We start from the raw sequence: 12364 nt of genomic DNA on the forward strand, positions 1-12364 counted from the left end.
TATAAAAAGTGGTAAAATGGAGGACAGAAAGAAGGAACTGATATGACAACATTATTTTCAAAAATCAAAGAAGTAACAGAGCTTGCTGCAATCTCAGGTCATGAAGCGCCTGTCCGGACTTATCTTCGTGAAAAGTTGACACCACACGTGGATGAAGTAGTGACAGATGGCTTGGGTGGTATTTTTGGTATCAAGCATTCAGAAGCTGTCGATGCACCGCGTGTTTTGGTTGCTTCTCACATGGACGAAGTTGGTTTTATGGTCAGTGAGATTAAGCCAGACGGAACCTTCCGTGTGGTTGAAATCGGCGGCTGGAACCCTATGGTGGTCAGCAGTCAACGTTTTAAACTCTTTACTCGTGATGGTCGTGAGATTCCCGTGATCTCAGGTTCTGTTCCTCCACATTTGACTCGTGGAACAGGTGGACCAACCATGCCAGCTATTTCAGATATCATTTTTGATGGTGGGTTTGCAGACAAGGCTGAGGCAGAAAGCCTTGGTATCCGTCCGGGTGACACCATCGTGCCAGATAGCTCAGCGATCTTAACAGCCAATGAAAAAAATATCATCTCAAAAGCTTGGGACAATCGCTACGGCGTCCTCATGGTAAGCGAGCTAGCTGAAGCTTTATCAGGTCAAAAACTCGGAAATGAACTCTATCTTGGCTCGAACGTCCAAGAAGAGGTTGGTCTTCGTGGCGCTCATACTTCTACAACTAAGTTTGACCCAGAAGTCTTCCTAGCAGTTGATTGTTCACCTGCTGGTGATGTTTATGGTGGTCAAGGCAAGATTGGGGATGGAACTTTGATTCGTTTCTATGATCCAGGTCACTTGCTCCTCCCAGGTATGAAGGATTTCCTTTTGACAACGGCTGAAGAAGCTGGCATCAAGTACCAATACTATTGTGGAAAAGGTGGAACAGACGCTGGAGCAGCTCATCTGAAAAATGGTGGTGTCCCATCTACAACTATCGGTGTCTGCGCTCGTTATATCCATTCTCACCAAACTCTCTACGCGATGGATGACTTCTTAGAAGCCCAAGCCTTCTTGCAAGCCTTGGTGAAAAAATTGGATCGTTCAACGGTTGATTTGATTAAACATTATTAAACATAAGGGAGGTGCCGGATGGTAGAACCAAACCTAGAAAGCCTTATAAAAGACCTCTACAACCATGCCCGTCAGGGTTTGAGTGAAGATTTAGTTGCTGCTCTCCTAGAGACTGCTAAAAAACTACCAACTACAAATGAGCAATTACTAGCAGTCCGTCTCTCAGGACTGGTCACCCGTGAATTGCTCATCAATCCCAAACACCCAGCACCTGAATTGATCAATTTGGCGCGTTTTATCAAAAGAGAAGAAGCCAAGTACAGGGGCACTGCAGTTTCTGCTATTATGTTTGGAGAGCTATTTAAAATGCTTTGATTCCATTGTGAATCAAAGCATTTTTTATATGCTAGAACAGACATTCTTGATGAGTAAACGAAAAAAGCCATCCCATTCAGGATAGCATTTTGGTGCTTAGATTTGTTCAGCAATGACCTTTTCAGCTAGGTTCATGGCGTGGTCAGACACACGAGTGTAGTGGGAAATGATGTCGATAAAGTTGACTCCAGCTTGTGTAGAACACTCACCCTTGTTAAGGCGTTTGATGTGGGTCTTTCTGAGAACGCGTTCCATATTGTTGATTTCTTTATGGCGTCCAATCAGACTCTGAGCTTTTTCAATATCATTGTTTTCCACACTATCAAGGGCATCTTTGATAAATGCAGTTGTTGCTTGATAAATCTCAGCTAATTCCTCCAAAGCAGCTTCAGAGAACTGAACATTCTTACGTTGGAGGTAGTCTGTTAGGTTGAGCAAGCCTTCTGCGTGGTCCCCAATCCGTTCCAAATCACGAGATGAATCCAGGATGTTAGTCAAGACTTCACTTTCCTTTTGACTCAAGGATTCGCTTGAGAGTCTGATGAGGTAACGAGTGAGTTTTTCATCGATGGTGTTGATGGCTTCCTCTGTCTTGTGCCCTTTTTCAGCTACCTTTTCATCCAAACCGATGATATAGGTATAAGAAAGGTCAAAAGCTTTGGCTGCATAGTTTCCTAAGTGCAAAAGTTCTTTTTTGGCATTTCCTAGAGCGATAGAAGGAGATTGCTGGATAAGTTGCTCGTCGAGATAGAGGGGCTCGTACTTGACAACCTCGTCTTCACCAGGGATGAGCTTGGTTACAAAGTAGGCCAAGGCTCCGATGAATGGAAATTGTACAATGGTGTTACTTACGTTAAAGGCACCGTGAGAGAAGGCGATTGTCATCTCAGGTGAGAGGTGAAGGAGTGCCTGGAAGTACTCGATCATAGCAGTAAAGGGGCCTAATAGGATTAAGCAAAGAATAGTTCCTAAAACGTTAAAGGTAACGTGGGTTGCCGCAACGCGCTTTGCAGAGACATTGGCTCCAGCTGCCGCAATGATAACTGTTAGGGTTGTCCCGATATTATCTCCGAAAAGAACTGGTAGTGAACCTTTAAGATCAAGGAACCCACCTGCATAGAGACCTTGCAAAATCCCGATTGTAGCCGAGGAAGCCTGGATGAGGACGGTAATCACTGCACCGGCTACTACTCCTAAAATAGGATTTTGTCCCAAGGTTACCATATATTCCTTGAATTGTGGTAAATCTTTAAGTGGGCTCATACCGGCACTGATGAGGTTGAGAGCGTAGAAGATTCCCCCTACACCAAACAGGATGCGCCCGATATTGTTTGCTGTTCTGTTTTTTGTGAAGAAGAGGAACATGGTTCCAAGGAAAATCAAGGGTAAAGCATACTCGCCTAGTTTGAAACCGATGATAAAGGAAGTAACGGTGGTTCCAATATTGGCTCCCATGATAATTCCGATAGCCTGTCTAAGAGTGAGAAGACTAGCGCTGACCAGTCCGACCGTGATAACTGTAACCCCCGTACTTGACTGAATGAGGGCAGTCACGACGATTCCGACTAGAACGCCTAAAAAAGGATTGCTAGTGTACTTGTCAATGTAAAAACGAAGGCGATCTCCAGCAGCTTGTTGCAAACCGTCTCCCATGGTCTTGATACTGTATAAAAACAGTCCTAGACCTCCTAAAAAGTGAAATAAAATTTCCTGCCAATTAATGGACATTTCTTTTTCCTCCGGAAAATAATAACGGAATTTCTCCTATTCTATTTTAAAGGATAAAAGTAAATCTCACAAGTGTTTAGCTGAAATTTTCATAAGAAACAAGAACTTTCTTTTAAAATGAGAGATAGATTCCCTTTAAGATAGATGATTTATAGGATTGTGTCCAAATTTTACTGATTATTATCCTAGTTATAGTTTTTATGTTAAATAGATTGACATCGCTTTCATATAGGATAAAATGAAGATGATTCTGTTCTGGTAGTGTGCACTGAGAACAGTTACTTTTTATCAAAAAGTAAAGCGCTTACTTTATATTTTATTAGGAGGATAAGATGAAAAATCTATTTTTTGAAAAACGTTGCCGTTACAGTATTCGTAAGCTGTCAATCGGGGCTTGTTCCTTGATGATTGGTTCAGCTCTATTTGTGAGTCCAGCTCTTGCCGAACAAGTCGCAGTCCCTGAAACAGCTGCAAATACGAGCGCTAAAGCGACAAGTACTAGTGAGACAACTAATCCAGATACTGCAGCTCTCGAAAAACAATTAGAGGAAACTGAAAACAAAGTAGCTGAGCAACCAATTTCAGAAAACACTCCAGCAATAACGGATCTGGTTAATGAAAAAGAAGAAGCGAAGCCAGCTCTGACAGATAAAACTGAAAAACCTGCTCAACCAACTGAAAAAGAAGAAGTCAAACCAGCGGAAGCTCCTCAAGTGACTGAGAAGAAAGCCGACAAACCGACTCTAGCAGACGTTCCTAAAAATGAAGAAAAGAGTCTCCGACCAAAAGAAATCAAATTTGATACTTGGGAGGATTTGTTGAAATGGGAACCGGGTGCGCGTGAGGATGATCCCATTAACCGTTCATCAGTTGAACTCGCCAAGCGCCACAGAGGGCAGTTGGTCAATGAAAAAGCAAGCAGAAGAGCCAAGGTTCAGGCGCTAGCAAATACCAACTCAAAGGCCAAAGACCACGCTTCTGTAGGTGGAGAAGAATTCAAGGCCTACGCTTTTGATTACTGGCAATACTTGGATTCAATGGTCTTCTGGGAAGGTCTAGTTCCAACTCCAGATGTCATTGATGCAGGCCACCGCAACGGAGTTCCCGTTTATGGAACCCTCTTTTTCAACTGGTCAAATAGCATTGCCGACCAAGAGAAATTTGCAGCTGCCTTGAAACAAGACGCAGATGGCACCTTCCCTATCGCACGCAAACTTGTCGATCTTGCTAAGTACTATGGATTTGATGGTTACTTCATTAACCAAGAAACAACGGGGGAATTGGTAGCACCTCTTGGTGAAAAAATGCGCCAATTCATGCTCTATACAAAAGAATACGCAGCCAAAGTCAACCATCCAATCAAGTATGCTTGGTACGATGCCATGACCTACAAATACGGTCGTTACCACGAAGATGGTCTAGGTGATTACAACTACCAGTTCATGCAAAAAGAAGGTGACAAAGTCCCTGCAGATCAATTCTTTGCCAATTTCAACTGGAACAAGGAAAAGAATGACCACTCCGTAGAGATGGCAAAATGGCTAGAACGTAGCCAGTATGATGTCTTTGCAGGCTTGGAATTGCAACAAGGTGGCTCTTATAAGACTAAAGTCAAATGGGATGCCCTCTTAGATGAAAAAGGCAAGTTGCGTTTGTCGTTAGGACTTTTTGCACCAGATACGATTACCAGTCTAGGAAAAACAGGCGATGACTACCACAAGAACGAAGACATCTTCTTTACAGGTTACCAAGGAGATCCAACGGCTCAAAAACCAGCAGATAAAGAGTGGTATGGAATTGCCAATTTAGTTGCTGACCGTACACCAGCAGTAGGTCGAACCTTCACGACCTCCTTTAATACAGGTCATGGTAGAAAATGGTTTGTAGACGGTAAAGTTTCTAAGGATTCTGAGTGGAACTACCGTTCTGTTTCAGGTGTCTTGCCAACATGGCGCTGGTGGCAGACTTCAACGGGGGAAAAACTTCGTGCAGAATATGACTTTACAGATGCCTATAATGGAGGTAACTCCCTTAAATTCTCAGGTGATGTAGCTGGTAAGACGGACCAAGATGTGAATTTGTATTCTACTAAACTAGAAGTAACGGAGAAAACTAAACTTCGGGTTGCCCACAAGGGAGGGAAAGGCTCGAAAGTTTATATGGCCTTCTCTACGACTCCAGACTACAAATTTGAGGATGCAGCTGCATGGAAAGAACTGACTCTCTCTGATGACTGGAAGAATGAAGAATTTGACCTTAGCTCACTAGCTGGAAAAACCATCTATGCAGTCAAACTCTTCTTCGAGCATGAAGGAGCTGTAAAAGATTATCAGTTTAACCTAGGTCAATTAACAATTTCAGATAATCACCAAGCACCACAAGCGCCTACAGGCCTTTCTGTGGTGAAACAATCTCTTAAAAATGCCCAAGAAGCTGAAGCAGTGGTCCAATTTGCTGGTAACCAAGATGCGGATTTCTATGAAGTCTACGAAAAAGACGGTGATAACTGGCGTTTGTTGACAGGTTCATCTGCTTCAACCATCTACTTGCCAAAAATTAGCCGTTCTGCTAATGCGACTGGTAGGACTCAGGAACTGAAAGTCGTTGCAGTTGGTAAAAATGGGCTCCGTTCTGAGGCTGCAACTGCGTCATTCAACTGGGGGATGACTGTTCAGGATACAACTCTCCCAAGACCTTTGGCTGAAAATATTGTTCCAGGGGCAACGGTTATTGGTAGCACTTTCCCTAATACTGAAGGCGGGGAAGGCGTCGAAGGCATGTTGAACGGTACGATTACAAGTCTGTCAGACAAGTGGTCTTCAGGACAATTGAGCGGTAGTGTCGATATTCGTTTGACCCAACCACGTCGTGTTGTCAGATGGGTAATGGATCATGCGGGAGCTGGTGGTGAGTCTGTTAACGATGGTCTGATGAACACCAAGGACTTTGATCTTTATTACAAGGATACAGATGGCGAGTGGAAACTAGCTAAGGAAGTCCGTGGCAATAAAGCGCACGTTACAGATATCACTCTTGACAAACCAATCACCGCGCAAGACTGGCGTTTGCATGTCATTACATCTGATAACGGAACACCTTGGAAAGCCATTCGTATCTACAACTGGAAGATGTACGAAACATTGGACACAGAAAGTCAAAATATTCCAATGGCTAAGGTAGCTACCCGTTCACTTGGAAACCACCAAGTTCAACTAGGCTTCTCTGATGTTCCAGCGGGTGCAACTATCACCGTTTACGACAAGGCAGATTCACAAACACCGATTGCAACTTTGAAGTCTGAAACTGGAGGCGACTTGGCAACAGCACCATTGGGCTTTGACAAGCAACCAACTCTCCTCTACTATCGTACCCAACTACCTGGCAAAGAAATCAGTAACACCTTGGCAGTAGCGATTCCGCAGGATGAGAGAAAAATTGTTGCAGTTAGCCTTGAAAAAGGACCTAAGAAGACAGTTTATAAAGAGGGTGAAAAACTTGACCTCAGAGGCGGAACACTCCGTGTTCAATACGAAGGGGGGCAAGCCGATGAGCTGATCAACCTTACTCACTCAGGTGTGACAGTATCTGGCTACGACGCTCATCAAAAAGGGGAACAAAAGCTCACAGTCAGCTACCTTGGACTTCCAGTTACTGGTGACTTGAAGGTACAAGTGATAGGACAAGACCAAGGAAAACCAAAGGAAGTAGCAGGTCTGTACATTACTCAGAAACCGAAAACAGACTATCTAGTAGGAGAGCAACTGGATCTTGCAGAAGGTCGCTTCGGCGTTCTCTATGATGATGAGACAGAAGAAAGTCATGCCTTCACAGATCAAGGTGTTGAAATCACGGGCTATGATGCTCAGAAGACTGGACGACAAACCTTGACCCTTCATTACAAGGGGCACACCGCTGAGTTTGATGTCTTGGTTTCTCCAAAAGCAGCTGTCAACGATGAGTACCTAAAACAAGAAATCACTGCTGTCCAAGGCCGTCAGTCAACCCTTGCCTACACCTTCTCAAGCGAGGACAAACAAGCAGCACTAGTAGAGAAGCTCAATGCAGCGAAAGCTGTAGCAGAAAACCATAATGCTAGCCAAGAAGAAGTCAATCGGGCTTTGAATGAGTTGAAACAAGCAGGGACAGCCTTGGATGGAAATCAACGTTATCAGACAGCTAGAGAAGAATTGGAAGGTTTGCTCGAATCTGTCCGTGAAAAAGATCCTAAAGCTGAGTTGATTGCCCAAGCAGAAACTTTGTTGGCTTCAGAGATGCCAACTCCACAAGCTTTTGCGGAAATGAAAGAGAAGCTAAATAAGAAACTAGCTCCTGCAGAAGAAAGTCACCATGTTGGAAGCGTGGATCCAAATGAAGTGGCTCCAACGGTTGAGGCACTCCCTGAACTAGTTATTGAAACTGAAACAACAGCCTATGAACGTCAGGAGCGACCAAACGCCGAACTTCTCAAAGGACAACGCCGTATTGTGCAAGCTGGAGTTGAAGGTCAAATTCGTCGTTTTGTAGAAGTAGATAGCCAAGGCAAACGTACCCTTCGTTCGACTGAGGTTCTCAAGGAAGAAATTCCAGAAATCACCGAAGTTGGTACAAAAGTTCTATCAAGCAACCAACCAGCTGAAGGTGTGAAAGATTTAGTTCTAGCAACTCCGAAACTGGAAGTTGAAGAGGGAACAGTTTCCTTCGAACATCAGGAACGACCAAATGCAGCCCTTCTCAAAGGACAACGCCAGCTAATTCAAGCAGGTGTGGAAGGTCAAGTTCGTCGCTTTGTAGAAGTTGATGGTCAGGGCAAACGCACTCTTCATTCTATTGAGGTTCTCAAGGAAGCCCTTCCAGAAATTGTTGAAGTAGGAACGAAAGAGGAGCAAGTCTCACAAACAAGGGATCAAGCTCTTTCAGCAGCACCAGCAAAAGTTGAAGAAATAAGTAAAGGGCTTCCAAATACGGGAGCGACAAGAGATGCTAGTCTAGTAGCGCTGGGACTCCTCGGAGTAATGAGTGGCTACGGCTTGCTCTCTAAAAAGAGGAGAGAAGACTAATCAGATTTACGAATCTTGGATTTTCTCATAAAAATTAAAAAACAAGGTTTGACTGTAGATTAGTCAGACCTTGTTTTTAGTTTTGAAATTGAAGAGTAAATTTGAAGCTAGATTTTTGTTATTCAATTCCTTGGATAAATTTTTGGAAACGATAGGTGTCGAAATAAATATTGGATGCAACTAATTTATCAAACTCATCGAATTTCAGAAATTCTGCGACATCCAGTTCAAGTTCTTTTCCTTGAGGAGAATGTAGACGGTAGCGATTTAAAGCTGAGACTGCTCGACCATCAACAAGTAATTGCTTCACTTCAAGATGCTGGCTCAAAGCATAGAATTGGCCTGCGCCTTGCAAATAAACATCACGTCCTTGTCGAATTTCTATACTATCGCACATGCCATAGTCAAAGTTTTCAGCTACGAAATCTTCCCAGCCTCCCTCATTTACTGCCGTAAAATAGCTTTCTGCAAGTGTTTTTGTATCCATTTGGAACCTCCTGTAAAATAATTGGGCTATGATGAATATCACGAAATATTTTGCCCACTTAAGAGTATACAAAAGGAAATATGACTACAGGTTGTCATATTGCTGAAGATTTTTTTTGAGAGTACTGACCAGTAGATTTTGTAAGTGACTTGGAGATACGACCTTTACTTGATAACCAAAGCTTAAGAGTAAATCAAAAAATGCAGGAGTTAAAGCTCTGAATGCCTGAACTTTTATTATTTCGTCCTCGACTCTGATTTCTTCTTCCGTGAAGTGATCGTAGATTTTTGGGAGTGCAAATCTTGTAAAAACTAGTTCGATTTCTTCTCCTTGCCCCTCCACTTTATGTTTTGGGGGATTTAAAAAAAGCTCTAACTTTTCTTGAGATAAACGTGGATAATCGAATGGTTTATCTTTTATCTCCACTAGTTCTAGTTCACGAATTCGAGTTAATTTAAAAATACGAAAATCTAATTTTTCTAAGCAGTAACCGATAACATACCAAGCATTCAGTTTATAGATCAATCTGTATGGGATAATTGTTCGCTGACTTTTCTCCTGTTTTTTCGAATAGTAAGAAAAAGAAATCATCTGTTCAGTTTGTATCGCTTCCTCAATTTCTAGTAAAAACTTTGTATTAAGAGTCCAGGAACTGAGATCAAAGTAAAAAGGACTGTTTGCTCTTGTAATTTCTTGAGAAGACAGCTTGTGTTCGATACTGTCAAGACTTGAATGACCAACGATTTTACTAACATTTTGGCTCATATTAATGATAAACTGTCTCTCCTCCTCAGTGAAAAAGTTTCTGTCTATCTTATAGTCGCTCGGTATATAGAAACCTCCCTTATCTCCACGTTCCGAATAGATTGGGATCCCCGCTAAACTGAGTGTATCCATGTCCCTATATACAGTTCGAGTAGATATTTCAAATCTCTCTGCAATCTCTTTAGCTGTTATTCTCTTCTTATTTAAAAGAGACAGTAAAATATAAATTAGTCTTTCTAATTTCATGGTAGCAATTCCCCTTCTTTTAATCTCAAATAGCACAAACTAAAGAAACTATTTTAGTTATATTGTATAATAAGAAACCTAGCAATTCAAAAAGAAGGACTGTAGAGTTTAGAATATTAAGGATTAAAGTGTTAGAAAAAGAATGGTATAGAAGTAATTAGGCAGATCAATCAAGAATTTGCCTAAATTATTCCAACCGAATTATGTGAAGATTACTATTTCCCGCACTGCAATCCTAGGTTTTTAGGTTAATAGATAGAAGAATGAACAAGAAAAGTTTAGGGTTTTTCTATCTCTTTTGCGGATTTTGTGATATAATTAACACGTATAAAAAAAAGAAGGAGTCATATCTAATGGCAAAATTGACTGTTAAAGACGTTGAATTGAAAGGGGAAAAAGTTCTCGTTCGTGTTGACTTCAACGTACCTGTTAAAGATGGCGTGATTACCAATGATAACCGTATCACTGCAGCTCTTCCAACTATCAAGTACATCCTTGAACAAGGTGGACGTGCAGTCCTCTTCTCTCACCTTGGACGTGTAAAAGAAGAAGCAGACAAAGAAGGTAAATCACTTGCTCCTGTAGCTGCTGACTTGGCTGCTAAATTGGGACAAGAAGTTAAATTTATCCCAGGTGTTACACGTGGTGCTGAATTGGAAGCCGCTGTTAACGCTCTTGAAGATGGACAAGTTCTCTTGGTTGAAAACACTCGTTTCGAAGATGTTGACGGCAAGAAAGAATCTAAAAACGATCCTGAACTTGGTAAATACTGGGCTTCACTTGGAGATGGTATCTTCGTAAACGATGCATTCGGTACTGCTCACCGTGCACACGCATCTAACGTTGGTATCTCAGCAAACGTTGAAAAAGCAGTAGCTGGATTCCTTCTTGAGAACGAAATTGCCTACATCCAAGAAGCAGTTGAAGCTCCAGAACGTCCATTCGTAGCGATCCTTGGTGGTTCAAAAGTTTCAGACAAAATCGGTGTTATCGAAAACTTGCTTGAAAAAGCTGATAAAGTGCTTATCGGTGGTGGGATGACTTACACATTCTACAAAGCTCAAGGTATCGAAATCGGTAACTCACTTGTAGAAGAAGACAAATTGGATGTTGCAAAAGCTCTTCTTGAAAAAGCAAATGGCAAATTGATCTTGCCAGTTGACTCAAAAGAAGCAAACGCATTTGCTGACTACACTGAAGTGAAAGACACTGAAGGTGAAGCGGTTGATCCAGGTTTCCTTGGTTTGGATATCGGTCCTAAATCTATCGCTAAATTCGACGAAGCTTTGACTGGTGCCAAAACAGTTGTATGGAACGGACCTATGGGTGTATTTGAAAACCCAGACTTCCAAGCTGGTACAATCGGTGTCATGGATGCTATCGTGAAACAACCAGGTGTGAAATCAATCATCGGTGGTGGTGACTCAGCTGCTGCAGCCATCAACCTTGGCCGTGCAGACAAGTTCTCATGGATCTCTACTGGTGGTGGAGCATCAATGGAACTCCTTGAAGGTAAAGTATTGCCAGGATTGGCAGCACTTACAGAAAAATAAGCTTTCTTAGATGAAATCATAGAAAAGAGGAACTCTGTTTCCTCTTTTTTATAGCCCGAAATTAAAAACGCTTCCTATTGATTTTCACTCATAAAATCAACTAATTTATGTTAAAATGGTAGTAGAAAGTTGAGATTATGAGTTATTTTAAAAAATATAAATTTGATAAGTCACAGTTCAAGCTTGGTATGCGAACCTTCAAAACAGGGATTGCCGTATTTATAGTTCTCTTGATTTTTGGTTTTTTTGGCTGGAAGGGGCTTCAAATCGGAGCATTGACAGCAGTCTTCAGTTTACGAGAGAGCTTTGATAAGAGCGTCCATTTTGGAACTTCGCGTATCTTAGGAAATAGTATTGGCGGTTTTTACGCCCTTGTCTTTTTCCTCTTAAACACTTTATTTCATGGAGCCTTTTGGGTAACCTTACTAGTTGTTCCGATTTGCACCATGTTAACCATTATGACAAACGTTGCCATGAACAACAAGGCAGGAGTTATCGGTGGTGTAGCGGCTATGTTGATTATTACCCTATCAATACCAAGCGGAGAAACATTTTTGTACGTGTTTGCGCGCGTATTTGAAACATTTATGGGAGTTTTTGTCGCAATCCTTGTTAATTATGATATTGAGCAACTGAAACTCTTTTGGGAGAAAAAAAGAAAATAATGTTACATTTTATGACATTATTCGTTGACGTTTGTCTTTTTTTAGACTATAATAGACAGGAAGAAGGAAATTGTAAATGAAGGAAAGAGAATTTCGCCGAAATATGGCTGTTTTTCCTATCGGCAGTGTTATGAAGTTGACCGATCTCTCGGCGCGTCAGATTCGTTATTATGAAGATCAAGAGTTGATCAAACCTGATCGAAACGAAGGGAACCGTCGCATGTATTCTTTGAATGACATGGATCGTCTACTTGAAATCAAAGATTATATCTCTGAAGGTCATAATATTGCTGCGATTAAGAAAAAATATGCTGAACGCGAGGCGAAGTCCAAGAAAGCTGTGAGTCAGACGGAAGTGCGTCGTGCACTTCACAATGAACTCCTCCAGCAGGGGCGCTTTGCTTCAGTACGGTCACCCTTTGGTCGCGGTTAGGCAATCGC

9 protein-coding genes are annotated in these 12364 nt (G+C 41.9%); 6 read left to right on the forward strand and 3 right to left on the reverse strand.

Features of this window, described 5'->3' with window-relative positions:
• Nucleotides 1-42 precede the first annotated feature (42 nt).
• Nucleotides 43-1107: a glutamyl aminopeptidase gene (gene pepA / locus AB2B49_RS06875; RefSeq protein WP_049505147.1), complete on the forward strand. Its 1065-nt coding sequence runs from the start codon at nt 43-45 to the stop codon at nt 1105-1107.
• 18 nt (nt 1108-1125) lie between these two features.
• Complete coding sequence (locus tag AB2B49_RS06880; protein ID WP_033606304.1) at nt 1126-1422, forward strand: enterocin immunity protein; 297 nt, start codon at nt 1126-1128, stop codon at nt 1420-1422.
• Between the two features lie 96 nt (nt 1423-1518).
• Here AB2B49_RS06880 and AB2B49_RS06885 read toward each other — a convergent pair whose 3' ends face one another.
• Complete coding sequence (locus tag AB2B49_RS06885) at nt 1519-3150, reverse strand: Na/Pi cotransporter family protein (protein ID WP_049505146.1); 1632 nt, start codon at nt 3148-3150, stop codon at nt 1519-1521.
• 332 nt (nt 3151-3482) lie between these two features.
• Here AB2B49_RS06885 and AB2B49_RS06890 point away from each other — a divergent pair, with 332 nt between their 5' ends.
• Complete coding sequence (locus tag AB2B49_RS06890) at nt 3483-8207, forward strand: endo-beta-N-acetylglucosaminidase (RefSeq protein WP_049505145.1); 4725 nt, start codon at nt 3483-3485, stop codon at nt 8205-8207.
• 118 nt (nt 8208-8325) lie between these two features.
• Here AB2B49_RS06890 and AB2B49_RS06895 read toward each other — a convergent pair whose 3' ends face one another.
• Both AB2B49_RS06895 and AB2B49_RS06900 read right to left on the reverse strand, forming a co-directional pair.
• Complete coding sequence (locus AB2B49_RS06895) at nt 8326-8694, reverse strand: hypothetical protein (protein WP_002879744.1); 369 nt, start codon at nt 8692-8694, stop codon at nt 8326-8328.
• Nucleotides 8695-8778: 84 nt separating this feature from the next.
• Nucleotides 8779-9705, reverse strand: a complete 927-nt coding sequence (locus tag AB2B49_RS06900; protein WP_049505143.1) for a helix-turn-helix transcriptional regulator — start codon at nt 9703-9705, stop codon at nt 8779-8781.
• Between the two features lie 353 nt (nt 9706-10058).
• Between AB2B49_RS06900 and AB2B49_RS06905 the strand changes: the two genes are divergently transcribed.
• From AB2B49_RS06905 to glnR, 3 genes are all read left to right on the forward strand, one after another.
• Entirely contained in the window at nt 10059-11258 is a 1200-nt protein-coding gene (locus AB2B49_RS06905) for a phosphoglycerate kinase (RefSeq protein ID WP_049505141.1), read from the forward strand.
• A 137-nt stretch (nt 11259-11395) separates the two neighbouring features.
• Nucleotides 11396-11923, forward strand: coding sequence for an FUSC family protein (locus AB2B49_RS06910; protein ID WP_000119887.1), 528 nt, complete (start codon nt 11396-11398; stop codon nt 11921-11923).
• A gap of 76 nt (nt 11924-11999) precedes the next feature.
• Nucleotides 12000-12356 carry a transcriptional repressor GlnR gene (gene glnR, locus AB2B49_RS06915; protein ID WP_000664333.1) on the forward strand — a complete coding sequence of 119 codons (357 nt, stop codon included), beginning with the start codon at nt 12000-12002 and terminating at the stop codon, nt 12354-12356.
• Nucleotides 12357-12364: the final 8 nt, after the last annotated feature.

It is taken from the genome of Streptococcus jiangnanensis (genome assembly GCF_040888325.1).
GTDB classification, from domain to species: Bacteria; Bacillota; Bacilli; order Lactobacillales; family Streptococcaceae; genus Streptococcus; species Streptococcus jiangnanensis.

Coding starts and splice junctions, on each gene's coding strand:
- pepA (WP_049505147.1), top strand. CDS start 43: ATGACAACATTATTTTCAAAAATCAAAGAAGTAACAGAGCTTGCTGCA.
- AB2B49_RS06880 (WP_033606304.1), top strand. CDS start 1,126: ATGGTAGAACCAAACCTAGAAAGCCTTATAAAAGACCTCTACAACCAT.
- AB2B49_RS06885 (WP_049505146.1), bottom strand. CDS start 3,150: ATGTCCATTAATTGGCAGGAAATTTTATTTCACTTTTTAGGAGGTCTA.
- AB2B49_RS06890 (WP_049505145.1), top strand. CDS start 3,483: ATGAAAAATCTATTTTTTGAAAAACGTTGCCGTTACAGTATTCGTAAG.
- AB2B49_RS06895 (WP_002879744.1), bottom strand. CDS start 8,694: ATGGATACAAAAACACTTGCAGAAAGCTATTTTACGGCAGTAAATGAG.
- AB2B49_RS06900 (WP_049505143.1), bottom strand. CDS start 9,705: ATGAAATTAGAAAGACTAATTTATATTTTACTGTCTCTTTTAAATAAG.
- AB2B49_RS06905 (WP_049505141.1), top strand. CDS start 10,059: ATGGCAAAATTGACTGTTAAAGACGTTGAATTGAAAGGGGAAAAAGTT.
- AB2B49_RS06910 (WP_000119887.1), top strand. CDS start 11,396: ATGAGTTATTTTAAAAAATATAAATTTGATAAGTCACAGTTCAAGCTT.
- glnR (WP_000664333.1), top strand. CDS start 12,000: ATGAAGGAAAGAGAATTTCGCCGAAATATGGCTGTTTTTCCTATCGGC.